Below are 22701 nucleotides of genomic sequence, written 5' to 3' on the forward strand. Positions count from 1 at the left end.
GGATGGTCCGCCGCTTTGCGCCTATGCTTCGCAGCATTGCTCAAGCCGACGCCCCGTGGGGGCGAGGAGGCCACCGTGATGATTTCCGCACGCTGTCTTGTCCTGGCGCTGCTGCTGGCTGCGCCGGCCACCCACGCTGAAGACGATCTGCAGAACCGGGGTCACGACCCGTTCTTCCAGATTTCGTCGGGCGTAGCCAACTGCCCTGAGCCGGCCGGCCCGCGCATCACCGAAGCCGAGTGGAAGCGTGATTCTCACCACCGAATCGAGCACGGCAACCATTGTTGGCTGGAAGGCCGCTGCCGCCAGTTCAACTCCTTCGCCTATGACGATGAGATTGCCGAGACTGCGAAGCGGCGCCTGCAATGGATGTCCATCCATGTGCCGGGATGGAAGCAGAACACCACGCTGTGGGTGACGATATGGGAGCGGTGGATGCTGGTGCAGGGCTGCGTGGCGCCGGGTTATGCGCTGGCGCCGTTCATGACCGCCCTGCGTGACGTGCCCGATGTCGAACGCTTCATCGACGAGACAACGGCACACCCGGAGCGTGGCGTGCCTTATGCGTTGTTCCACAAGGGCGCGGTTGCCAAGCCCTGAGAGCCAATCAGCCTCACCTTCTGACGTATCGGCTCAGCGATTGTGCTTCTGATAAGTGCCGACAAGTTCGGCTTCAGCCAGCACGTGGCCACGCATGGCCCGCTCCAGCTCGGCCTTGGTAGGTGCGCCAAGCTCGGGCAGTTCCACGTTCAGCGCGTAGAGCTTGTGGTAGTAACGATGGCGCCCGACGGGCGGGCAGGGACCGCCGTATGCGGTGCGTTTCCAGTCGTTGTTGCCGGGGCGTGTGCCGGGGGGCAGTCCCTTGCGCGACGCGTCTTCCGCCAGTGAAGTGGTGGCGGGCGGGATGTTGTAGAGCACCCAGTGGACCCACGTCATCTTTGGCGCCGCGGGGTCGGGTGCGTCGGGGTCATCGACGATGAGTGCCAGACTGCGAGTGCCGGCCGGAGCGCCGGTCCACGCAAGCGGCGGCGATGTATCCGCGCCTTCACATGTCAGGCGGCTGGGGATTTCGCCGCCGGCGGCAAAGGCCGGCGAGGTCAAGGTGAGCGTCATGGCGTTCCTCACTTGAGCGGAGACGGGAGGGCCCCACAGCAGGGTTGCCAGCAGTAGCGCCCGGCCCAGCACTCGGAGCGTTCGGCAGTCTGCAGGCGGCATGTGCGAGATCCTGGTTGGCGAGAGCGCATCGTCTGACGCGCTCCTGACTCCCTTCAAGCTAGTGCGCAGCGGCGAGGCAGACAAGCATTGCCGCCGTCGCTTCAGCGCCCAACGCCCAACGCCCAACGCCTTCAGGCGAACCACCCCAGCACCAACGCCGCCACAGCCGGCACCGTCTGGACGAAAAGAATCCGCTTGTTGACGGTGATGGCGCCCCAGATGCCGGCCACCGCCACGCAAATCAGCCCGAACAGCGCGAAAGATGCGTTGACGGTCGGGTCTGGCGCCACCAACCCAATCACCAGCGCTGCCACCAGGAAACCGTTGTACAGGCCCTGGTTGGACGCCATGGCCGCAGTCTCGGCAGCTTTCTCGGGCGTCATGCGGAAGACCTTGGGTCCGCGCGTTTTCCAGAGCACCATTTCGAGCACAACGATATAGACGTGAATCAGCAATACGAGCAGGTAGGCGATGAGGCCGAGGGTTTTGATCATGGGTGGCAATCCGGATGTGAACGTGCCGCCATGATAGAGACTTTGCGCCGCGTATCGGCACCCGGAGGGAGGGGTATCGGCAGGGCAGAGGCGCACGCAGCCCCTTCCCGCTGAGGCACCGCCTGCAAATTTCATCTGGCAGGACTATCCTGTGCGTTTTCGTTCCAGGCAGAGGAGCCATCGCATGACTGCATCGCAAGGATCCATGATCTCGTTCAAGCGCCCAGACGGGCAGGACGTCCAGGGCTACCTGGCCAAGCCGGCCAAGGCGGAAGGCGCCCCGGGCATCGTCGTCATCCAGGAGTGGTGGGGCTTGAACGACCAGATTCGCGGCGTGGCGGACCGCCTCGCGCGCGCGGGCTACGTGGCCCTGGTGCCCGATCTCTATCGCGGCAAGATGACGGTCGAGGAGGAGGAAGCCCACCACTTGATGACCAACCTCAATTTTGGCGACGCGGCCACGCAGGACGTGCGCGGTGCAGTGCAATACCTCAAGCAGACCTGCGACCGCGTGGGCGTGACGGGCTACTGCATGGGCGGTGCGCTGACACTGCTGACGCTGTGTAACGTGCCGGAAGCGGATGCCGGCGTGGTCTGGTACGGCTACCCTCCGCTGGAATACATCGACGCCTCGAAGATCAAGGTGCCGGTGCAGGGCCACTGGGGCACGCAAGACAACGCCTTCAAGATCGAGGGCGTTGATGCGCTGGAAAAGAAGCTCGTCGATGCCGGCGTCGATGTGGACTTCCACCGCTATCTCGCGCACCACGCGTTCGCCAATGAAACGGCCGTGGGCGAGAACCGCATCGCCATCACGCAGTACGACCCGGTGTGGGCCGAACATGCGTGGGACCGCGCGCTGACGTTCTTCGGCCGCACGCTCTGGTCTCGTCAGGGGTAAGCGCACACAGGACGGCGGGATTGGCGGTACGGCGCGATCACGAAATGCTGCAATTTTGCATGTGGGCTGCGCTGTTGCCGCCGCTATAATTCACGGCGCTGCCGCACCAACGGCAGCTGGGTTTAGCAGCCTATTCTTACCGTATGGCCGGACGGCCGCCTCGGGCGGCTTTTTTACGTCCGTGCTCGCGCACGCTTGTACCACGGCGGGCCGGGCAGGGGACCTTCGGGTCGCCGGCGTCCTACGGGCCGGTCTGCTAACCCTGTCGTCGGGCCCGCCACCCTCGTTTAGCAGCGACTAGTCGGGCCTTTTGCAATCCGTAGGAGGCTCCATGACTGTTGTGTTCAGCGGGCGTCGCCCCGCGTCTTTTCCTTCCCCGCCTTGGCTGTGCCCCGTTCCGTTGCGATCCGGGAGCCGCCCATGACACTCACCAAACGCCGCGTCTACCTTGATGGTGCGCTGGAAGCGCGGGCTTTCCTCTGCCGAACGCAGGCCTACGTGCGTGAGTTCGGGCAGCATCGGCCGCGCCTCTTGCGGCAGCAACTGATGGAGTACACGGGCAGCGGGTACCCGCCTGCGTTTGCGCGCGGGTTTGTCGACATGATCGGCGCATACGTGTCACTGGCGCTTGAGCGTAGCGATATCGATCCGGCCGCGTGGGATCTGATGGCCGAGGTTGAGCGGTTGCGCTGAACGTCCTGCGGCCGCGCCAGGAAATCAGCCGGCCAGAATGCGCCGCGCCGCGCGATCCCCCCACCACGCGGCTTCTTCAAACACGGAATAGCCGGACAGGTCCGCATGCGCGTAGTGCATCGGCCCGGCGCTCTCACGCAGGCGCGCAATGTTTGGCCGCGAGAGAAAGCCCGGTGTGGGAATCGCCATCGCGTGGCCGCGCAGTGTCAGGTCGGCCCGGCGGATCTGCGTGCGCAGGCGGATGCCGTACACCGCATCCAGATCGGCTAGCGCGCGATCGAGCAGCGCTTGCGGCGATGCCTTCAGCAGCCATTCACGTGCCGCCTTGGGCGTCATGTCCGACAGCGCCACGTAGGCCGTGAAGACGCTCTGCGCGGGCGGCCCGACGCGAATGTCCTGGTGATTGGCCACCACGTAGCCCAGGCCGGTACCGCGATAGACCACGTTGTCCCATGCCAGTGGTGTGTCGTCGTGTTCGGGCGGAAAGCCGTCGATAAGCAGGTTGGCAAGCAGCCACGGCGCGGCTTCGGGCAACTCGGCGGCGGGCACATCAAAGCCCTCGACGATGTGCTTGGCAACGTGCAATGGCATTGCGCTGACCACGTGATCGGCCAGTAGGCGCACAACGCGGCCGTCTGCCTGCAGCACATCGGCGAAGACGCGTGCGCCGGCTTCGCTCGTCGTGCCGATGCGCGCGGCGCTGCCAGGTAGGAAGCGGCCTGGCTCGGCCAATCGGGCGGCTTCGAACAGCCGCTCCGCCATCCAGTCCAGCCCCTCAGGCCACGTCAGCACGGTGCCCTGCTCGGCATTGCTCGCCATGCCGCCGCGGCTGGCGAAGTACGCAATGCCGGCCCATGCTGAGACGTGATCTGCCGTGGCGCCGTAATCGTCGCGGCAGCAGTAGTCGGCATACCAGTGCAGCGTGGCGGCGCGGTAGCCCTCGCGGTGTAGCCAGTCGCGAAAGGTCAGTGCATCGAGCGCGCGCCATGCCGGGTCTGCGGACGAAAGCGCAGTCGGCACGGCAAAGATGCGGCGGCCATCGGCGCCCTTGGTTTGGCGCAGGCTGTCGATCTGAGCGAAGAAGCGGGTGTGCTCGTCGCGCTCGTCGGGCGTAATGCCCTCGTGCGGCACAAAACCGTCTTGCCAGCGATTGCCCAGCCACAGGCGTTCATCGGGCGCGTGTACGAGCACGCGTTCGTCGTACGTCGGACGCAGCGAAAACGGGTCGCGTTCGATCACGCCAAAGTCGGCCAGCATCTCGCGCACGTGCGTCGATTCCATCGACGGCAGCGGCAGGTAATGCGCACCCGTCGGGAAGCGCTGCGTACCGAAGGCGCCACCGGCCGCATTGCCATAGCGCTCCGGGCCTTCGACGACTACCACGTCGCGCCGGCCGCTTTTTGCCAGCCGCCAAGCGCAGCTCAATCCGCCGATGCCGCTGCCGCAGATGGCCACGCCCACGCGGCGCGTTTCCGATAGTGCAGGCAACGCGCGCAAGTCGCGCAATTGGTGGCCCGCAGCCTGACCCGGCATGCGCACGTTGGGCGTGATTTCCGTAAAGGCCCGAAAGCGTGCCCACGAAGCGGCACCCGCGGCGGCCACACCGGCCGCTGCTGCACCCACCAGAAAGCTGCGTCTGCTGTTCATGATGTGCCGGTCATCAGCGCAGCACGCCGTGCCAGTCTTCTTCGAAATACCGCACCAGCGATTGGTTGTTCAGCCGGTTGGGCTCCACCTGCGGGCGCGGCATGTCGGGCGCGAAGCTGAACATCTGATGCGTGGTGTCGGCATCCAGGAAGCGTGTCGGCACGCGGTACGACGTAGGCGGCTTGAAGTCCGCGCGGCCCGGCGCGGCCAGGATGAAGCCCCATTCGCCAAACGAGGGGACCAGCGCGTGGTACGGCCACGTGCGGTAACCGGCTTCCTTCAAAGTCGCATCCACACACCAGTACGAACGCGGCGCGAAATACGGAGACGTGGCCTGAATGACGACCAGGCCCGTATCCGCCACATGGCGCGATAGCAGTCGATAGAACGGCACCGAATACAGCTTGCCGATGCTGAAGTTGGATGGGTCCGGAAAATCCACGATGGCCACGTCGAACATGTCGGTAGCGGTCTGCATCCATTGCGCCGCATCGGCGTTGACCACCGTCACGCGCGGGTCGCTGAATGCATGCTGATTGAGCGCGACCAGTGCCTCGGCGTGCGAGAACAGGTTCGTCATGCGCGGGTCCAGGTCGACCAGCGTGACGTGCTCGATCTGCGGGTACTTCAGGATCTGCCGCAGCGCGAGGCCGTCGCCGCCGCCCAGCACCAGCACGCGCCGCGCACCACGCACGGATTCCAGCGCAGGAAGCACGAGCGCCTCGTGATAGCGGTATTCGTCGCGCGACGAAAACTGCAGGTTGCCGTTGATGTACAGGCGCAGGTCATCCTTCCAGCGTGTCACCACCAGCCGTTGATACGGCGAGGAAATCGCATGGATGATCTCATCGCCAAAGAGCGCACGTTCAGACCAGTGCGTGAGCTTGTCCGACGCGCCAAAGCCCGCGAGCAATGCCGCTGCCACTGCGCCGGCGCGCCACGCCATCGCCGTGCGCATGCGGGCAGTGAGCGCCAGCTCGGTGCGGAAGTGCCAGAGCGTCCAGACCGCAATCGCCGTATTGAACAGGCCGAACAGGAAGCCGGTCCGCACCAGCCCCAGGCGCGGCGCCAGCACCAGCGGAAACAGCAGCGACACCGCCAGCGCGCCCAGGTAATCGAACGTCAACACGCGGCTGACGAGATCGGAAAACTTTGCCTGCCGCCGATGCAGCATGCGCATCACCAGCGGGATCTCCATGCCGACCAGCACGCCGATCACCGTAACCAGCGCATACAGCACCAGCCGGAACGGTGCCGATTCCAGTGCAAACAACGCAAACAATGCCGCCGCAGACACGCCGCCAAACAGCCCGACCAGCAATTCCAGATCGACAAAGCGGGCGAGCAGCGCGTCATCGGCCACGTAGCGCGAGAGCCACGAGCCGATGCCCATGGCAAACAGATAGGCGCCGATGATGGAAGAGAACTGCAGGATGGAATCACCCAGCAGGTACGAAGCCAGTGCCCCGGCAATCAATTCGTACGCCAGCCCGCATGAGGCCACCACGAAGACGGCGAGGACCAGCAAGGCATTGCCGCGGCCCGCAGGCTGCGTGGGTTCGTATGTGGCGTCAGGCTGCGGCGTCGACATGCTGCGAAGGTGAAAAATGAAGGGGCGTTAACAAACGGCGGATGCCAAGGCGAGCGCGATTGTGCCGCCTTTTTTCCCGGCCCGCGAGCAGGCTGGTGCACGGCAGCATCGGGGGGTACGCAAGCGGCGCATCAGCCGCTATAGTGGCGCCACCTATGTACTGCACGGCCATCCCATGCCCGACATGACCGCTTCCGTGATCGCCTACGCCTCGCACCTGTTGGCGGGCGCCGTGGTGTTCTCCGGCTTCTTCTTCATCTACCTGCGCCTGACGCCGTATGACGAGGTCAAGCTGATCCGCGAAGGCAATATTGCGGCGGCGCTGTCGCTGGCAGGGGCGCTGCTCGGCTTCGTGCTCACCATCGCGTCGAGCATCACGCACGCCGATGGCCTGGTGCCCTTCCTGTTCTGGGCGGTGATGGCGTCGGTGGTGCAGCTGATCGTCTTCCTGGTGCTCACGCGGCTGATGCCCGACTACCGCTTGCAGATCGAACACAACAATATCGCCGCCGGTATGCTGTTTGGCGTGAGCGCATTGGCCGTTGGCGTGATCAACGCGGCGTGCCTGTCGTGACCTTGTCCTGATTCTTCCTGAGCCGCGAATCATCGCGAAGGAGTTTGCTGTGAGCCTGTCCAGTTTCATCAAGAAGCAGTTCATCGACATCCTGCAATGGACGGAAAGCGAAGACGGCGTGCTCGCCTGGCGCTATCCGATGCAGGACATGGAAATCCAGAACGGCGGCACCCTGGTCGTGCGCGACTCGCAGATGGCGATGTTCGTCAACGAAGGGCAGATTGCTGACGTGTTCGGCGCCGGCACCTTCAAGCTGACCACGCAGACGCTGCCCGTTCTCACGTATCTGAAGAACTGGGACAAGCTGTTCGAGTCCCCCTTCAAGTCCGACGTCTACTACTTCAGCACGCGCCAGCAGCTTGGCCGCCGCTGGGGCACGCCGCAGCTGGTGACGGTGCGCGACAAGGATTTCGGCATGGTCCGCCTGCGCGCCTTTGGCGTGTATGCCTACCACGTGGCCGATCCGAAGCTGTTCTACCAGCAGGTGAGCGGCACGCGCGACATTTACACCGTCGATGAAGTCGAGGCGCAACTCGCCCCCGTCATCATGGGTGCGATGGCCACGGCGTTTGGCGAATCCGGCGTGCCGTTCCTCGACCTGGCCGCCAACCAGATGCTGATGTCGAACAAGGTGCGCGAGGCGCTGCTGCCGCAGTTCACGCAGTACGGCTTGGCGCTCGACAGCTTCCAGGTGTCCAGCGTCACGCTGCCCGACGAACTGCAGGCCGCGCTGGACCGCCGCATCAGCATGGACATGACCGGCGACATGCAGCGCTTCACGCAATACCAGACGGCCGAATCGCTGCCGCTGGCCGCACGCAACGAAGGCGGCATCGCAGGTACGGGTGCCGGCCTGGCAGCAGGCTTGGCGATGGGCCAGGCGATGGCCGACAGCCTGCGTACGGCGGTGCAGGGTAACGCGGGTGGGGCGGCTGCTCCTGCAGCGCAACCTGCCGCGCCGGCACCGGCTGCACCTGCGGCGGACGACCCCACCGCTCGCCTGGCTAAGCTCAAGGAATTGCTGGACAAGGGGCTCATCACGCAAGCGGACTTTGATGCCGGCAAGGCTGCCGTGCTCAAGGCGCTGACCGGAGGCTGAGCTTCGGCCCGCTGATCGGATGACCGGGCGGCACCGCAAGCCGCCCGTTTTTTCTGCGCAATTTTTCGCGCAATTGAACGACCTGACCATGTTTCATGCCAACTGCCCGGCGTGTGGCGCGCCGGTGGAACTGAAGTCTGCCGCTGCCGTGATGGCGGTGTGCAGCTTCTGCAAAAGCACGCTCCTGCGCGATGGCGAGACGCTTTCCGACATCGGCAAGATGTCTGCCGTGCTGGAGGACTACGCACGCGTGCAGATCGGCACCACCGGGCGCTACAAGAATAAGGCGTTCACAGTTGTTGGCCGCATCCAGTTGCGCTACGACGCGGGCTTCTGGAACGAGTGGTACGTGTTGTTTGACGACGGCACCGATGGCTGGCTCGCAGAAGCGTCCGGGCAGGTCACGATGACGTTCGCGCGCGGCACGCCCGCCAATGCGGTCGCGTTCGAGGCGCTGCGGCCCGGTCAGCTGTACGACGCCGAGGGCAAGCAGTTCGTGTTGTCCGACGTGCGCGAGGCCGATTGCACAGGCGGTCAGGGCGAGTTGCCGTTCCGCGTGGGTGAAGGCTGGCATGCGCGCGTAGCCGATGGCCGCCGCGAAGACGCCTTCATCACGCTGGATTACTCCGACGGCACGGCCCCCACGCTCTACGTGGGCGAGGCCACCACGCTCGACGTGCTCAAGTGCCAGCTTCTGCGCACTGACGCCGAAATCAAGGAAACCGCCGGCCGCGTCCCGCGCAAGCTCACGAATCTCGACTGCCCGCAGTGCGGCACGTCGATTCCATTCAGCCCCGGTGTGACGGGCCACGTGCTGTGCCCCGGCTGTGGCGCGGCCATCGATGCCGCCACGCCGCGCGGCGACATCATTGCGCGTGCGCGGTCGGTGCCGCAGGTCGTCACCACACTGGAGCTGGGCGACAAGGCGCTTATCGACGGCCTGCAGTGGCAGGTGATCGGCGTGATGCGCCGCGCGGTGGTCGATGGCGGTGGCGAATGGTTCGAATACCTGCTGTACACGCCCAAGCGCGGTTTCAGCTGGATGGTCGAAACCGATGACGGGTGGTTCCGCGCCAACGTGCTCGACCGCTGGCCCACCCAGAAGGACGGCCGCACCGCGGTGCTCGACGGCAAGGCCTTTACTCGCGACGAGGACTACACCTCGCGCGTGACCTACGCCGCCGGCGCCTTCAACTGGCGCGTTCAAACGGGCGACCAGACGCGTGTGGTCGAATACACCGCCGGCGAGGAAAGCCTGGCTGCAGAGAGCGACGCGCATGAGCTGACGTGGTCCAAGAGCACGCCGGTGAGCGCCGCGCAGATCAAGGCGTGGTTCGGCAAGGTGGTGGCCGAGCCGACCAAGTCTTCGTCGTCGAGCTACATGACGGTGGCGGTGGTCGCCTGCGTGCTGCTCGGTCTACTGAACCTCGTACCGTTCTTCATGGCGCCGGGCTCGGTGTTCGGTATCACGTTCTTCGCGGCGCTGCTGTTGCTCGTGCCCGCGTGGCTGGTCGCCAAGATTGGGGGCGGGGAATGAAGAACTGGTTCGTTCTCTATGCCGTGGCCGTGGTGATTGGCGCGACCTATATGGACTGGAAGGCCGGCTTTGCGGCGCCGCGCACGCCGTCGTACGGCAGCAGCACGGGTGGCTCGTCTTACTGGGGTGGCTCGTCGGGCGGCAGCGGTTATGGCGGCGGCTTCAGCGGGGGTCACAAGTGACGCGCACTGACGCAGCGCTGCCTGTGGATGAAGCATCCGCCGCCGTGGGCGAGCATCTCCTGCTCGATCTGTACGGCGTGGCCCCTGCACTGCTGCGCGATGCGGTTGCATTGGAAAGCGCGCTGCGTGATGCTGCCGGCGCGCTGGGCGCCACCATCCTGCATGCGTATCTGCATCGATTCGATTCGGTGCGCACAGGGCTGCCCGCGGGCGAGCAGGGCGGCGTGACCGGCGTGTTGCTGCTTGCTGAATCGCACCTTTCCATTCATACCTGGCCAGAACACGGCTTTGCCGCCATCGACGCGTTCATGTGCGGCACCGGCACGACGCATGCCGCGCGCGCGGTGTTCGAACGTGCGTTGGTGCCCGAACGTGTTGACGTGCGCGTCGCCCGCCGCGGCGGTGTGCCAGCGCCAGACTGACCTACACCGGCTGGCCGTCGAATATCACGCGATTGCGCCCCAGCCGTTTGGCAGCCAGCAGCGCAGCATCGGCGCGCAGGATGAGGTCGGTGGGCGTGCACAGGTTCTGCCCTGGCTCACAACTCGCCAAGCCCAGGCTGATCGTGCACCGGATGTCGGCCTCGGGCGTGCAAATCTCCAAGGACTCCACCGTGCTGCGTAAGCGCTCCGCAATGCTGGTGGCCTGGGGGATGTTCGTGTCGGGCAGCACCACCAGAAATTCCTCGCCGCCGTAGCGGCCTACCGCATCGATGGGGCGCGAATTCACACGCAGCGTGCGAGCGATCTCAACCAATACCGTATCGCCCACGGGGTGGCCGTAGGTGTCGTTCACGCGCTTGAAGTGGTCGACGTCAACCACCAGCAGCGAAAGCGGGCGTCCATGCAGCATCGCGTGGCCGCATTCGCGCGTGAGCAGTTCCATCGCAGCGCGCCGGTTCCAGATGCTCAGCATCGGGTCGGTCAGGCTCTCATGGCGCGCCACCTGCAGCTCGGTCAGGATGGACCGCTGCGTTTCGCTCAGTTCGCGTTCGCGAAATCCCGATTCCACCCAACTCGCCAGGTCGTTGAGCAGTTCTTGCTCGGCCTGGTCGAACGCCCGTGGCTTCTGATCGATCACGCAGAGCGTGCCCACGGCGTAGCCCGCGAGGTTCCTCACGGGGCGCCCAGCGTAGAAGCGGATGTGCGGCGCGCCGGTGACGAGCGGGTTATCGGCAAAGCGGGGGTCGGCCATGGTGTCGGGAATGACCAGCATCTGGTCTTCGGCCACGGCATGTCCGCAGAACGAGATGTCCCGCGAGGTCTCACGCACGTTCAGCCCGATGCACGATTTGAACCATTGGCGCTGGGCGTCGATGAGCGACACGAGCACGATGGGGGCTTCGAACACGCGCTTGGTGGTGCGGGTCACGCGATCGAACAGTTCCTCGTCTGGCGTGGACAGCAATAGCATGTCCTGGAGGGAGGCCAGACGTTGTGCTTCGTTATCCGGAATCGGGGCGGGTTTCATGCACAAGAGGCGCCGGTCTGGCCGGCGCGCTTGAAACGGGCAATGGAAGAGGGCCAAGCTTAGCAAGCCGCGGGCCTGCGACACATCACTTTAGCGGCCGACCATGTTCTCCGGCCGCACCCACGCATCAAATTGCTCGGGCGTGACATAGCCCAGCGCCAGTGCGGCTTCGCGCAGGCTCGTGCCTTCCTTGTGGGCCTTCTTGGCGATCTGCGCCGACTTGTCGTAGCCGATATGCGGGTTGAGCGCCGTCACCAGCATCAGAGAGCGCTGCACCAACTCGTCGATACGGTCGCGGTTCGGTTCGATCCCCACGGCGCAATGGTCGTTGAAGCTGCGCATGCCGTCGGCCAGCAGGCGCACGCTGTGCAGGAAGTTGTAGGCGATCATCGGGCGGAATACGTTCAGCTCGAAGTTGCCCGACGCGCCACCCACGTTCACAGCGACATCGTTGCCGAAGACCTGTGCGCACAGCATCGTCACGGCTTCGCTTTGCGTGGGGTTGACCTTGCCGGGCATGATGGACGAGCCCGGCTCGTTTTCGGGGATGGAGATTTCGCCCAGGCCGCTACGCGGGCCGCTGGCCAGCCAGCGGATGTCGTTGGCGATCTTGGTGAGGCTGGCCGCCAGTGTTTTTAGCGCGCCGTGCGCATGCACGAGGCCGTCGGCCGATGCCATGGTCTCGAACTTGTTCGGCGAGGTGATGAAGGGCAGGCCGGTCAGTTGCGCCAGTTCTGCGGCCACCTGCTCGGCGTAGCCGGCCGGGGCGTTCAGGCCTGTGCCGACGGCCGTGCCGCCCAGTGCCAGTTCGCACAGGTGCGGCAGGGCGGCGTTCAGGTGCGTCTCGTTGTGCTGCAACTGCGCGACGTAGCCGGAGAACTCCTGGCCCAGCGTGAGCGGCGTTGCGTCCTGCAGATGCGTGCGGCCGATCTTGATGATGTCGCTGAAGTCCGCGGCTTTCTTGGCGAGCGTTTCGCGCAGCGCGCGCAGCGAGGGCAGCAAGTGTTGGGTGATGGCCGTCACGGCCGCCACGTGCATCGCCGTGGGGAACACGTCGTTGGACGACTGGCTACGGTTCACGTCATCGTTCGGATGCACGAGGCGCGCTTCGCCACGCTCGCCGCCAAGAAGTTCGCTGGCGCGGTTGGCAAGCACCTCGTTCACGTTCATGTTGGTCTGCGTGCCAGAGCCCGTCTGCCAGACCACCAGCGGAAATTCAGTCGGATGCTTGCCCGCGATGACTTCATCGGCGGCGCCCACGATGGCGTTGGCCTTGTCTGCGGACAACAGCCCAAGACGCTGGTTGACGGTGGCGCTGGCACGTTTGATGCGGGCGAGTGCGTCGATCAACTCGCGCGGCATGCGGTCGCCCGCAATGTCGAAGTTCTGCAGCGAGCGTTGTGTTTGTGCACCCCACAGGTGGTCGGCAGGGACTTCAATGGGGCCAAAAGTGTCGCGTTCAGTACGGGTGGTCATGGCAGAAGGGCGGGCACGAGGTGACTGGGAATAACGCTCCAGTATAGGCAGAGCCCAGTGCCCTTGTTGGCGGTAGGGCGGATACGTCAGCCTGGCCGGGTACAGCGTTTGCGGGCTGGGGCGAGGCACGCCACAATGACGGCTGCGTCGCACACCCTGCCTGTTCTGCCCCTCCGCCACATGCCCACCACGCCCTCCGCCTCCGTCGACAAATCGCTGAAACCGCTGCTCTGGCTGGTGGCGATGGGTCTGTTCATGCAGACGCTGGATTCGACCATCGTCAACACCGCACTGCCGGCCATGGCGCGCAGCCTGTCTGAAAGCCCGCTGAAGATGCAGTCGGTCATCATCGCCTACACGTTGACGACCGCCATGCTGATGCCGGCCTCAGGCTGGTTGGCCGATCGCTTCGGCACCCGAAAGATGTTCTTCGCTGCCATCTTCCTGTTCACCATTGGTTCGTTGCTCTGCGCGGAATCCCGCAGTCTGGACATGTTGATTGCCTCGCGCGTGGTGCAAGGCGTGGGCGGCGCGCTGCTGATGCCCGTGGGGCGGCTGACGGTGCTGCGCGTGGTGCCGCGCGAGCAGTTTCTGCCCGCCATGAGCTTCGTCACCATTCCGGGGCTGATCGGCCCGCTGATCGGCCCGACCTTGGGCGGCTGGCTGGTGGAGGCGGTGTCATGGCACTGGATCTTCCTGATCAACATTCCCGTGGGCGTGATCGGCGCGCTGGTCACGCTCAAGGTGATGCCCGATGTGCACGCTGAAGACGACAACCGCTTCGATTGGTCCGGCTATCTGATGCTGGCCTTCGGCATGGCGGCGGTGTCGTTCTCGCTCGATGGGCTGTCGGAACTGGGCTTTCAGCACGCGACGGTGCTGGTGCTGCTGGTCTTCGGTCTGGCGGCGCTCACAGCATACTGGCTGCACGCGGGGCGCGTGCCCGGGCCGCTGTTTCCGCGCACGCTGTTCGGCATTCCGAGCTTTTCCATTGGTGTGCTTGGCAACCTGTTTGCGCGCATCGGCAGCGGCGGGATGCCGTTCCTCATTCCGCTGCTCCTGCAGGTGAGCCTGGGGTACACGCCGCTGCAGGCCGGCCTGATGATGGTGCCGGTGGCTGCTGCAGGCATGGCCGCCAAGCCGTTGGGCACCTGGGCCATCAAGCACTACGGCTATCGGCGCATGCTCTCTGTCAACACGGTCATGGTCGGCCTGATGATGGCTAGCTTTGCCGTGATGACGCCCAACGTGCCGGTGTGGCTGCGGATCGTGCAATTGGGGGTTTTCGGCACCTTCAACTCGATGCAGTTCACGGCCATGAACACGCTCACGCTCAAAGACCTGAGCGGCCCGCTGGCCAGCGCGGGCAACAGCATGCTCTCGATGGTGATGATGTTGTCGATGAGTCTGGGCGTGGCCGCAGCGGGCGCGTTGCTGACGGGCTTTACCGACTTCACCGCCGGGCCGGAGGGACGCGACACGCTGGCTGCATTCCACAAGACGTTTGTCTGCGTGGGCGTCATGACCTGCGCCGCCGCGTGGATCTTCGCGCAGCTCTCGCGCTTTGAGTCAACGCATGTCGTCAAGCGGCCCGAGATGGAAGTGCATTGACGGCGTGCTTCGGCTGCCGCACTGACTACTTTTTCCAGTAGCCGCGCATCCTCTGGCTCAGGTCTACCTTGGCTGCGGCACGTGCTTCGGCTGCGGGGTCCGCACCGGGCTCGGGTGTCGGCCATGCGCATGCTTCGAACAGCGGTAGCAGCGCAGGCGGAATGAACCGCGTGCGCGACGCGTAGATGTGCCGATCGCCGTTGGGTGTTTGCTGCGTGACGTAGAAGCGCTGGGGCACCAGGATGTCGAGGTGCTCGCGCGCCCGCGTCATCGCCACGTAAAGCAGCCGGCGTTCTTCTTCCAGTTCTTCATGCGAACCGGCGCCCAGATCGGCCGGCATGCAGCCGTCTACGGCGTTCAGCACATACACCGCCTTCCACTCCTGGCCTTTCGACGAATGAATGGTCGAGAGGATCAGGTAGTCCTCATCGCGGTACGGGTCGCCTGATTCATCGCTGGTCAGCTCGGGTGGGTCGAGCGTCATCTCGGTCAGGAAGCGGTCGCGCGTAGCGTACGTGGCGGCCATGCGGGCGAGCTGGTCCAGATCGCCCTGGCGCACGGCCGCATCGTCGTGCAGGCGCTCCATGTGAGGTGAGTACCAGGCGCCGACGGCTTCGAGTTCACCGGCCCATTCCAGGCTGTCTTTGGGCGTGCGCAAGGTATGCATGAGTGCCATCAGCGCAGACCAGTCGCCGACCAGGCGTGCCGGGGGCTCGTACGCGAGCAGCGCGGCAACCGGGTCCACCGCTTCCGCCATGGCGTCGAGCACGCGTGCTGCCGTGGCAGGGCCAGCGCCGGGCAGCAACTGAATCACGCGAAACCCGGCGATGCGGTTGCGCGGGTTTTCGGCCCAGCGCAGCACCGAGAGCACATCCTTCACATGGGCAGCCTCCAGAAACTTGAGGCCGCCGTATTTCACGAACGGGATGTTGCGGCGCGTGAGTTCAATCTCCAGCGGCGCGCTGTGACTTGCGGTGCGAAACAGCACCGCCTGCGATTTCAGCGTCAGCCCGCCTTCCCGGTGATGCAGCACCTGCTCGGCCACGCAGCGCGCCTGCTCGGCTTCATCGCGCACCGAAATCAAACGCGGACGATGCGTCGATGCGCGGTCCGTCCACAACGTCTTGGCAAAACGCTCCGTGGCAAAGCGCATCACGCCGTTGGAAGCATCCAGAATCGGCTGCGTCGAACGGTAATTGCGCTCCAGCAGCACCGTGTGCGCCGGCCGCGAAAAGTGGCGCGGGAAATCGAGGATATTGCGCACCGTTGCCGCGCGAAATGCGTAGATCGACTGCGCGTCGTCGCCCACCACGGTCACGCCGCGGCCGTCCGGGCGCAGCGCACGCAGGATGGACGACTGCAGCCGGTTCGTGTCCTGGTATTCGTCGACGAGGATGTGGTCAAAGCGCGCGCCAATCTCGGCCGCCAGTTCTGCGTCGGACACCATCGCGTGCCAGTAGAGCAGCAGGTCGTCGTAGTCGAGCACGTGCTGCGCCTGCTTGGCTTCGACATACGCATCGAACAGCGTGCGCAATTGCGTCTCCCACATCGCGCACCACGGAAAGTGGTGCTTGAGCACGGCGTTCAGCGGGCTCTCGGCGTTGATGGCGCGCGAGTAGATGGCGATGCACGTCTGCTTGAGCGGGAAGCGGCGTTCCTTGGTCGATAGGTTCAGCTCATGGCGCACCACGTTGAGCAAATCGGCGGAATCGCTGCGGTCGTGGATGGTGAAATCGGGCGCGAGGCCGACGCGCTCGGCGTATTCACGCAGCAGGCGCGCGCCGATGCCGTGGAAGGTGCCGGCCCAGGGCAGGGTGGTTTTGTACGAAGTGCCAGCCGAATTGAGGGCGCTGTTCGATCGCTCGCCCTGCATGGCACGCGCCAGCAGGTGGCCAGCGCGGTTGGACAGCTCACTCGCCGCCCGGCGGGAGAACGTCAGCAGCAGGATGCGTTGCGGATCGGCGCCGTTGGCCACCAGGTGCGCCACGCGCCAGCCCAGGGTGTGCGTTTTGCCGGACCCAGCACCGGCCAACACGAGCAGCGGGCCGGTTTCCGCTGCGTCCGCCCCGGAAATACCGAACTCGACCGCCTGGCGCTGCTGGTCGTTCAGTTGGGCCAGGTAACCGGGGCTGGCCGGGGCATTGGCGGTGTCTGGGGTAGGGGAGGCGGCAAGCACGGCAGGGCGTCACAAAAAATAACTGTATGAATATACAGCACTGTGATACCTGCTTCCGGAAAGTGAGGGCGGTGAATGGGAGGGCCGATCAGATCCCGTCCCGCAGCGTCTTCGCAAAGTCTTGCGTTGAGGCACGCCGGTTGAAGGCCTCCACCAGATCCGCCACGAACCAGGGCAGCACGAGCTGCGTGCCCGGATCGCTCAGGCCGACGCGGAGCCCGTCCATAGATGCCGATTCGGCAGGTTGGGCCGGCTGGATCGGCTGCGGAGGCTGGCTGTGCGCGAGCATCCCTTGCAGGTCCTGATCGGTGAACGTGAAGGTTGACGTGGTGAGGGCCGAGGCGGTCATTGCTGCCGACATCAGGGTGGCGGCCACGATAAGGCGTTTGAGGGTATTGGCAGGCATCGTGGCCTCCAGAACAGAACGGTTGGACGAGTAAGCGACCGGCGCAGCGCGATGGCCGCAGCCATGATCCCCCCTCCGATCCTGGCGGTGGCTTAGGGTTCCGTTTCGCTCAGGAAATCCTAAATATCTGCGCAATTCGCTCAGTTGGCCTGCGGTTGCAGGGCGATCACCGCCATGCCCGTCAGCGCAATGGCCGCACCGCCGATGTCCCAGCGGGTGAGCGCGACGCCGTCGACCAGGCGCAGCCACACCAGCGCCACGGCGATATACATGCCGCCGTATGCGGCATAGGTGCGGCCGGCTGCGGTCGGGTGCAGCGTCAGCAACCACGCAAACAGCGCCAGTGAGGCGGCCGCCGGCAGTAAGAGCCAGACCGGCTTGCCCTGCCGCAGCACGAGCCACGGCAGATAGCAACCGACGATTTCCGCCACGGCGGTGACGGCAAACAGCACGGCAATGCGAAGCAGTTCCAAAGCGGGCCCCGGAGCAATCAATACGCAGACGGCGCCGATTGTGGCATGTGGGCGCGCGCTGCCGCGATGTCGCCCGGTATCAGGGGTGCGCTGCGGCGTGCGCCTGCAGCAGTGCATCGATTTCGGCTTGCGTGCCCGCATACGCACCTGCGCGCGTGGCGGTGAGGGCCGCTGCCGCTGCGGCTTGGCGCAGATGCGCCTGCACGGGCGCATCGGGCCACTGCAGCAGGCTCACCAGCCAGCTGCCCATGGCGGCATCGCCGCAGCCGACAGTGTCCGCCACCGGCACGGCAAAGGCCGGTTGCGAGATGCGGGCATCGTCTTGCCCGCCGTGCGCCGCTGCCAGCCATTCCATGCCCTCTGCACCGAGCGTGAGCAGGATGTCGGCTTGCGGCGCGAGAGTGCGCAGCGTTGTGAGCGGATCGGCATCCCCGGGAAACAGGCGGTGCAAGTCTTCATCCGACACCTTGATGACCGATGCGATGGCGGCCATGCGCAGCAGCAGCGGCGCGTAGTGGGGTGCGTCCATGGCCGTGCGCCAGTTCGGGTCGAAGGTGATGCGCGTGCCTTGCGCGGCCAGCGTCTCGGCCAGCGTCACGAGGCGGCTGCCCAGCGGCTCGCGCGCGAGGCTGATGCAGCCGAAGTGGGCGATCTCCACGGCGGTTTGCCAGCCGGCAGGCAGGCCTTGCACATCGAAATGCAGGTCGGCGCTATCGTCGCCCACGAAGAAATAGTGCGGCGGCTGGGTCGACGTGACCATCGCCAGCAGCGGCGAGCGATCCACGCGCTGCAGATAGCGCAGATCGAGCCCGGCGGCCTGGGAATCGGCGAAGAGCGCATCGCCGAACACGTCGTTGCTGATGGCGCCCGCGTAACCCGTGGGCACACCCAGACGCGCCGCCACGCGCGCCACGTTCCAGCATGCGCCGCCTGGCCGGGCGAGCCATTGGCCGTTGCCTTGGTGCAGGAAATCGGTCAGCGCTTCGCCAAAGACGACGAGGCGGGGCAAGGGCAGGGCGTCGGTCATGCAGGCAAGGGGAGATCGGAGGTTTGGGCAGAAGGCGCGACTGGCAGCGGCGAGGCGCGCCGATACAGCGCACGGAATGTCGACAGCCGTTCGGCAAGGCGCGCGTGGCGTGCGGCGTCGGGCCGATACGTGGCTTGCACGGGTGGCTTGGCGCAGACGGCCGCTTCGATGCCGCCGTCGGCCATCCAGCCCAGGCGCGCGGCACCGAGCGCACCGCCGGCTTCGCTGCCGACGTGCGTCGTCAGTTCGGTGTTGAGCGTGTCGGCCAGCAATTGCGCCCAGAACGGGCTGCGCGAGCCGCCGCCCACAAACGAGAGCGAGGCCACCTGCGTGCCGGCTGCGCGCAAGGCGTCCAGGCCATCTGCCATGCCGAAGGCGACGCCTTCGATCACGGCATAGCCGAGCGCGGCGCGGTCGCTGGCATGCGTTAGGTTGTGGAAATGGCCTTGCGCAAACGCGTCGTTGTGCGGCGTGCGCTCGCCGCTGAGGTAGGGCAGGAAGAACGGCGCTGACTGGCGTTCGGATTCGGCCAGCGCAGCGATTTCAGGCAGCAGCGTGGCTTCCGGCACGCTCGTCAGCCGGCAGAACCAGCGCAGACAGCTCGCCGCGGACAGCATCACGCTCATCTGGTGCCAGCGCCCCGGCAGCGCATGGCAGAACGCGTGCACGGCTTGAGCCGGGTTTGGGCGGAAGCGGTCATTGACGACAAAGATCACGCCTGATGTGCCGAGCGACAAAAAGCCATCGCCCGGCTGGGTCGCGCCGATGCCCACAGCGCTGGCCGCGCCATCGCCACCGCTGCCAGCTACGACGACGCCACGCGCCAGGCCCCATGCCTCGGCCACCTCGGGCAGCAGCGTGCCACTGGGCGCACTGCCTTCCACCAGGCGCGGCATCTGGCTGCGTGACAAGCCCGTCGCGGCGAGCAGTTCGTCAGACCACGTGCGCCGTGCAACATCCAGCCAAAGCGTGCCGCCCGCATCCGAGGGGTCGGATGCCCGCTCGCCCGTCAGGCGCAGGCGCAGGTAGTCCTTGGGCAGCAGCACGCAATCGATGGCGTTGAACACATCGGGTTCATGGTGCGCGCTCCACAGCAGCTTCGGCGCGGTGAAACCCGGCATCGCCAGGTTGCCGGCAACAGCGTGCAGGTCTGGCACGCGGCGGGTGAGTTCCAGGCATTCGGCGGTGCTGCGCGTGTCGTTCCACAGCATGGCGGGGCGCAACACGCGGTTGCGCGCGTCGAGCAGCACCGCGCCGTGCATCTGGCCCGACAGGCCGATGGCGCGGGTGGCGGCAAAGGCTTCTGGCGCCGCATCACGCAGCTTGCCGATGGCGGCACAGGTGGCCTGCCACCAGTCTTCCGGCGTTTGCTCGGCCCAGCCCGGATGCAGTCGCGATACGGTGAGCGGCTCACCGGCCGTGCTGACGATGGTGCCCGCCGCGTCCAGCAACAGCACTTTGACTTCCGAGGTTCCGAGATCGATGCCGAGGTACATGAGGCCGCCGGGTCCGGTTGCTTGAACCGTGGATTGTCGCGCGAATCTGCTGATGCGTTTGCTGAGGACTAGCCGGCCGTTGCGGTTTGTTCGACTGCCAGCCACGCCCGCACACGCTCGATGGCGTTGCGGACAAGGCCCGTGAGCGCTTCCGTGCCCGCGAGGCTGCCCCACAGCGCGGTGTTCCGGCAGTACACGGCAACCGGGTCGTCGGCCTCGAGCATGGCGTGTGCGGCAACCGGATCGAACTGGCCATCCTGGTAGGCATACGGCAGCGTGCCCGCGTGCCAGCGCTCCAGGAAGACGAAGAACAGCGCCGGCAGCATCGCCGTGGCAAGGGGCACATGCCCGCGCGCAAAGCATTCCGCCAGCGTGGGTGTGATGAACCCGGGAATTTTAGAAAAGCCGTCTGCCGCCACGCGCTGGTTGGTGTCAAGGATGTGCGGATTGGCGAAACGGTCGAGCACGGTGTCGCGGTAGGCGGCCAGGTCGATGGGGCTGGGCTGGTTGGCCGTGAGACACGGGATGACATCGTCGGTCACGTAGGCGCTCGCCATGCGGTGGATGGACGGCACGGCTACGCTTTCATCGATGGTGTGCAGCCCCAGGAGCGTGCCGGCCCACGCGATGCAGCTATGGCTGGCGTTGAGCACGCGGATCTTCGCTTCCTCGTACGGCAGCACCGAGGCGACGAACTCCACGCCCACGCGTTCCAGCGCGGGCCGCCCGGCGCGGAAGTCGTCTTCCACCACCCATTGAGCAAAGGTCTCGGCCATCACGGGGCAGCGGTCTGGCCAGCCGGTCTGTGCAGCCACGCGTTGGCGCAAGGCGTCGGTGGGGCGCGGCGTGATGCGGTCGACCATCGTGTTGGGCGTGCTGGCGTGTGCGTCGAGCCATGCGATGAGGTCGCTGTCGCCGGGCTCGCCCCGCAGCGTGAGGAACTGGCGCACGCCGCTTCGGAAGCGCTCGCCGTTGTGGCGCAGGTTGTCGCAATTGAGCAGCGTGAGGGGAGCGCCGCCGCGCTGCAAACGCAGGCGCAGCAGGCGCGCCAGTGCGCCATAGAGCGTGCTGGCACCGCTGCGCAGGTCGGCGGCGATGTCCGGCTGCGTGGCGTCGAGCTGATGCTGCTGGTCGAGGTAATAGCCGCCTTCCGTCACGGTGAACGAGATCACGCGCGTGTCGGGTGCCGCGCCGATCTCGCACAATGCCGCCAGTTCGGCATCCCATGGCACGACCGCATCGATGGACTCGATGCGCGTGTATTGGCGATGACCGGCGGTGTCGACTGTCTCCAGTGTGTAGGCGCCGTGCTGGGCGGCGAGGTCATGCAGCAGCGTGCCGGCATCGTCGCGGATGTTGGCAAGCGCCAGGCGCCACGATGTGTCGCCGGTCTCGCGAAGGCGATGCAGATACCACGCCTGGTGCGCGCGGTGGAAGGAGCCGGCACCCAGGTGCAGCCAGGTGGAAGAAGCGTTGGGGGAAGGCATGGTCGGGGCGTGCAACGTTGGGCGGTGTGAACCTCAGGCGGCCTGTTGGGCTTGGGGCGCTTGCAGGCGCGGCAGCGCGCGGCCTTCGGCGTCGAACAGATGGCAGTGCGCGGCGTCGGCAGACAACGTGATGGCGCTGCCGTGCGCGAGCCGGGTCGATTCCGGCACGCGCAGCACAAGGCCGTCGGGTGCGGCTTCGCAGTCGGCATGCAGATACGCCACGTCGCCCAGGGACTCGATATGCGTGACGGTGCCCCGCAGGCTGCCGGCCGCGTCGAGATGCAGATGCTCCGGGCGGATGCCGAGCGTGACGGCATCCCCCGCACGCAGCTCGCCCGGGGACACGGCGACCGGCTGTTGGCCCCCCGCGAGCGCCACGGAGACGCCCGACGCATCGGCACGATCGACGACGCCACGCAGGAAGTTCATCTTGGGCGAGCCGATGAAGCCCGCCACAAACTGGCTGGCCGGATGGTGATACAGCGTCTGCGGAGAGCCGACCTGCTCGATGCGTCCGTCACGGAGCACGACGATCTTGTCGGCCAGCGTCATGGCTTCCACCTGATCGTGCGTGACGTAGATCATGGTGGTCTTCAATGCGTCGTGCAGGCGGGCAAACTCCAGGCGCATCTTCACGCGCAGCGCGGCATCGAGGTTGGAGAGCGGCTCGTCAAACAGGAAGACCTTGGGCTCGCGGGTGATGGCGCGACCGATGGCCACGCGCTGGCGTTGGCCGCCGGAGAGCTGGCGCGGCTTGCGATCGAGCAGCGCATCGATGTGCAGGACCTCGGCGGCGCGACGTACGGCGGTGTCGATGGCATCGCGCTTCATGCCCGAGAGCTTCAGCCCGAAGGCCATGTTGTCGTACACGCTCATGTGCGGGTACAGCGCGTACGACTGGAACACCATCGCAATGCCGCGCTTGGCGGGTACCACGTCGTTCACGCGCGTATCGCCGATCAGCAGGTCGCCGGCATCGATGCCCTCCAGGCCTGCAATCGTGCGCAGCAATGTCGACTTGCCGCAGCCCGATGGGCCGACGAAGACGACGAATTCGCCATCGGCAATGTCGAGGTTGATGTCGTGCAGGACGGTGTTCTGCTCGTAACGCTTCTGCAGATTGCGCAGGGTCAGGCTGGCCATGGC

At 65.8% G+C, this 22701-nt stretch carries 22 protein-coding genes; 9 read left to right on the forward strand and 13 right to left on the reverse strand.

Annotated elements, in window-relative coordinates; genetic code table 11:
- Positions 1–78 precede the first annotated feature (78 nt).
- A complete protein-coding gene (locus tag ACTJK4_RS09210) occupies positions 79–600 on the forward strand; it encodes a BON domain-containing protein (protein WP_440078069.1) in 522 nt (173 codons plus the stop codon).
- Positions 601–633: 33 nt separating this feature from the next.
- Here ACTJK4_RS09210 and ACTJK4_RS09215 read toward each other — a convergent pair whose 3' ends face one another.
- Both ACTJK4_RS09215 and ACTJK4_RS09220 read right to left on the reverse strand, forming a co-directional pair.
- Complete coding sequence (locus ACTJK4_RS09215; RefSeq protein WP_232039873.1) at positions 634–1113, reverse strand: YbhB/YbcL family Raf kinase inhibitor-like protein; 480 nt, start codon at positions 1111–1113, stop codon at positions 634–636.
- Positions 1114–1346: 233 nt separating this feature from the next.
- Positions 1347–1709, reverse strand: coding sequence for a DUF1304 domain-containing protein (locus ACTJK4_RS09220; RefSeq protein ID WP_232039872.1), 363 nt, complete (start codon positions 1707–1709; stop codon positions 1347–1349).
- Positions 1710–1893: 184 nt separating this feature from the next.
- Between ACTJK4_RS09220 and ACTJK4_RS09225 the strand changes: the two genes are divergently transcribed.
- Together ACTJK4_RS09225 and ACTJK4_RS09230 are read left to right on the forward strand one after the other, a co-directional pair.
- The gene (locus ACTJK4_RS09225) at positions 1894–2610 is read left to right on the forward strand and encodes a dienelactone hydrolase family protein (RefSeq protein ID WP_316869695.1); all 717 of its coding nucleotides are present in this window, start codon (positions 1894–1896) and stop codon (positions 2608–2610) included.
- Positions 2611–3030: 420 nt separating this feature from the next.
- A complete protein-coding gene (locus ACTJK4_RS09230) occupies positions 3031–3303 on the forward strand; it encodes a hypothetical protein (RefSeq protein ID WP_433867851.1) in 273 nt (90 codons plus the stop codon).
- A gap of 24 nt (positions 3304–3327) precedes the next feature.
- Here ACTJK4_RS09230 and ACTJK4_RS09235 read toward each other — a convergent pair whose 3' ends face one another.
- Positions 3328–4950, reverse strand: coding sequence for an NAD(P)-binding protein (locus ACTJK4_RS09235; RefSeq protein WP_440077374.1), 1623 nt, complete (start codon positions 4948–4950; stop codon positions 3328–3330).
- A gap of 13 nt (positions 4951–4963) precedes the next feature.
- Positions 4964–6541 (reverse strand): polyamine aminopropyltransferase, encoded by a 1578-nt coding sequence (locus tag ACTJK4_RS09240; RefSeq protein WP_440077373.1) that lies wholly within the window; start codon positions 6539–6541, stop codon positions 4964–4966.
- Between the two features lie 175 nt (positions 6542–6716).
- On the opposite strand from ACTJK4_RS09240, the gene ACTJK4_RS09245 reads away from it, so the two are divergent.
- From ACTJK4_RS09245 to speD, 5 genes are all read left to right on the forward strand, one after another.
- On the forward strand, positions 6717–7115 hold the full coding sequence (locus ACTJK4_RS09245; RefSeq protein WP_232039867.1) for a DUF350 domain-containing protein: 399 nt from the start codon (positions 6717–6719) through the stop codon (positions 7113–7115).
- A gap of 49 nt (positions 7116–7164) precedes the next feature.
- On the forward strand, positions 7165–8214 hold the full coding sequence (locus ACTJK4_RS09250; protein WP_440817650.1) for an SPFH domain-containing protein: 1050 nt from the start codon (positions 7165–7167) through the stop codon (positions 8212–8214).
- An 88-nt stretch (positions 8215–8302) separates the two neighbouring features.
- Positions 8303–9751: a DUF4178 domain-containing protein gene (locus ACTJK4_RS09255; RefSeq protein WP_440077371.1), complete on the forward strand. Its 1449-nt coding sequence runs from the start codon at positions 8303–8305 to the stop codon at positions 9749–9751.
- The gene (locus tag ACTJK4_RS09260; RefSeq protein ID WP_039375299.1) at positions 9748–9933 is read left to right on the forward strand and encodes a hypothetical protein; all 186 of its coding nucleotides are present in this window, start codon (positions 9748–9750) and stop codon (positions 9931–9933) included. Before ACTJK4_RS09255 ends, ACTJK4_RS09260 begins: the two co-directional genes overlap by 4 nt.
- A complete protein-coding gene (speD, locus tag ACTJK4_RS09265) occupies positions 9930–10355 on the forward strand; it encodes an adenosylmethionine decarboxylase (protein WP_433867856.1) in 426 nt (141 codons plus the stop codon). Before ACTJK4_RS09260 ends, speD begins: the two co-directional genes overlap by 4 nt.
- Position 10356: 1 nt before the next feature.
- Here speD and ACTJK4_RS09270 read toward each other — a convergent pair whose 3' ends face one another.
- Positions 10357–11403: a sensor domain-containing diguanylate cyclase gene (locus ACTJK4_RS09270; protein WP_440817655.1), complete on the reverse strand. Its 1047-nt coding sequence runs from the start codon at positions 11401–11403 to the stop codon at positions 10357–10359.
- A 90-nt stretch (positions 11404–11493) separates the two neighbouring features.
- Positions 11494–12879 carry a class II fumarate hydratase gene (gene fumC / locus ACTJK4_RS09275; RefSeq protein WP_440817658.1) on the reverse strand — a complete coding sequence of 462 codons (1386 nt, stop codon included), beginning with the start codon at positions 12877–12879 and terminating at the stop codon, positions 11494–11496.
- 135 nt (positions 12880–13014) lie between these two features.
- On the opposite strand from fumC, the gene mdtD reads away from it, so the two are divergent.
- Positions 13015–14490, forward strand: coding sequence for a multidrug transporter subunit MdtD (gene mdtD / locus ACTJK4_RS09280; protein ID WP_440817661.1), 1476 nt, complete (start codon positions 13015–13017; stop codon positions 14488–14490).
- 25 nt (positions 14491–14515) lie between these two features.
- On the opposite strand, the gene ACTJK4_RS09285 is transcribed toward mdtD, so the two are convergent.
- The 7 genes from ACTJK4_RS09285 to ACTJK4_RS09315 form a co-directional block, all read right to left on the reverse strand.
- Positions 14516–16666, reverse strand: coding sequence for an ATP-dependent helicase (locus tag ACTJK4_RS09285; RefSeq protein WP_440817664.1), 2151 nt, complete (start codon positions 16664–16666; stop codon positions 14516–14518).
- A gap of 88 nt (positions 16667–16754) precedes the next feature.
- The gene (locus ACTJK4_RS09290; RefSeq protein ID WP_316870737.1) at positions 16755–17072 is read right to left on the reverse strand and encodes a hypothetical protein; all 318 of its coding nucleotides are present in this window, start codon (positions 17070–17072) and stop codon (positions 16755–16757) included.
- A 140-nt stretch (positions 17073–17212) separates the two neighbouring features.
- Entirely contained in the window at positions 17213–17545 is a 333-nt protein-coding gene (locus ACTJK4_RS09295; protein ID WP_316870738.1) for a YnfA family protein, read from the reverse strand.
- Positions 17546–17624: 79 nt separating this feature from the next.
- Positions 17625–18572 (reverse strand): carbohydrate kinase family protein, encoded by a 948-nt coding sequence (locus ACTJK4_RS09300; protein ID WP_440077366.1) that lies wholly within the window; start codon positions 18570–18572, stop codon positions 17625–17627.
- Positions 18569–20068, reverse strand: a complete 1500-nt coding sequence (xylB, locus tag ACTJK4_RS09305; protein ID WP_440817670.1) for a xylulokinase — start codon at positions 20066–20068, stop codon at positions 18569–18571. Before xylB ends, ACTJK4_RS09300 begins: the two co-directional genes overlap by 4 nt.
- Positions 20069–20136: 68 nt before the next feature.
- Positions 20137–21555, reverse strand: coding sequence for a D-arabinitol 4-dehydrogenase (gene dalD / locus ACTJK4_RS09310; RefSeq protein WP_440817672.1), 1419 nt, complete (start codon positions 21553–21555; stop codon positions 20137–20139).
- A gap of 33 nt (positions 21556–21588) precedes the next feature.
- Positions 21589–22698, reverse strand: a complete 1110-nt coding sequence (locus ACTJK4_RS09315) for an ABC transporter ATP-binding protein (protein WP_440817674.1) — start codon at positions 22696–22698, stop codon at positions 21589–21591.
- Positions 22699–22701 lie beyond the last annotated feature (3 nt).

Origin of the sequence: Ralstonia sp. 22111 (assembly GCF_052045895.1) — a bacterium.
Classification (GTDB): Bacteria; Pseudomonadota; Gammaproteobacteria; order Burkholderiales; family Burkholderiaceae; genus Ralstonia; species Ralstonia wenshanensis.

What these genes read in the sequence shown, in the direction of transcription:
- ACTJK4_RS09210 (WP_440078069.1), top strand. Translation starts at nt 79, where the DNA reads ATGATTTCCGCACGCTGTCTTGTCCTGGCGCTGCTGCTGGCTGCGCCG.
- ACTJK4_RS09215 (WP_232039873.1), bottom strand. Translation starts at nt 1,113, where the DNA reads ATGACGCTCACCTTGACCTCGCCGGCCTTTGCCGCCGGCGGCGAAATC.
- ACTJK4_RS09220 (WP_232039872.1), bottom strand. Translation starts at nt 1,709, where the DNA reads ATGATCAAAACCCTCGGCCTCATCGCCTACCTGCTCGTATTGCTGATT.
- ACTJK4_RS09225 (WP_316869695.1), top strand. Translation starts at nt 1,894, where the DNA reads ATGACTGCATCGCAAGGATCCATGATCTCGTTCAAGCGCCCAGACGGG.
- ACTJK4_RS09230 (WP_433867851.1), top strand. Translation starts at nt 3,031, where the DNA reads ATGACACTCACCAAACGCCGCGTCTACCTTGATGGTGCGCTGGAAGCG.
- ACTJK4_RS09235 (WP_440077374.1), bottom strand. Translation starts at nt 4,950, where the DNA reads ATGAACAGCAGACGCAGCTTTCTGGTGGGTGCAGCAGCGGCCGGTGTG.
- ACTJK4_RS09240 (WP_440077373.1), bottom strand. Translation starts at nt 6,541, where the DNA reads ATGTCGACGCCGCAGCCTGACGCCACATACGAACCCACGCAGCCTGCG.
- ACTJK4_RS09245 (WP_232039867.1), top strand. Translation starts at nt 6,717, where the DNA reads ATGCCCGACATGACCGCTTCCGTGATCGCCTACGCCTCGCACCTGTTG.
- ACTJK4_RS09255 (WP_440077371.1), top strand. Translation starts at nt 8,303, where the DNA reads ATGTTTCATGCCAACTGCCCGGCGTGTGGCGCGCCGGTGGAACTGAAG.
- ACTJK4_RS09260 (WP_039375299.1), top strand. Translation starts at nt 9,748, where the DNA reads ATGAAGAACTGGTTCGTTCTCTATGCCGTGGCCGTGGTGATTGGCGCG.
- ACTJK4_RS09270 (WP_440817655.1), bottom strand. Translation starts at nt 11,403, where the DNA reads ATGAAACCCGCCCCGATTCCGGATAACGAAGCACAACGTCTGGCCTCC.
- fumC (WP_440817658.1), bottom strand. Translation starts at nt 12,879, where the DNA reads ATGACCACCCGTACTGAACGCGACACTTTTGGCCCCATTGAAGTCCCT.
- mdtD (WP_440817661.1), top strand. Translation starts at nt 13,015, where the DNA reads ATGACGGCTGCGTCGCACACCCTGCCTGTTCTGCCCCTCCGCCACATG.
- ACTJK4_RS09290 (WP_316870737.1), bottom strand. Translation starts at nt 17,072, where the DNA reads ATGCCTGCCAATACCCTCAAACGCCTTATCGTGGCCGCCACCCTGATG.
- ACTJK4_RS09300 (WP_440077366.1), bottom strand. Translation starts at nt 18,572, where the DNA reads ATGACCGACGCCCTGCCCTTGCCCCGCCTCGTCGTCTTTGGCGAAGCG.
- xylB (WP_440817670.1), bottom strand. Translation starts at nt 20,068, where the DNA reads ATGTACCTCGGCATCGATCTCGGAACCTCGGAAGTCAAAGTGCTGTTG.
- dalD (WP_440817672.1), bottom strand. Translation starts at nt 21,555, where the DNA reads ATGCCTTCCCCCAACGCTTCTTCCACCTGGCTGCACCTGGGTGCCGGC.
- ACTJK4_RS09315 (WP_440817674.1), bottom strand. Translation starts at nt 22,698, where the DNA reads ATGGCCAGCCTGACCCTGCGCAATCTGCAGAAGCGTTACGAGCAGAAC.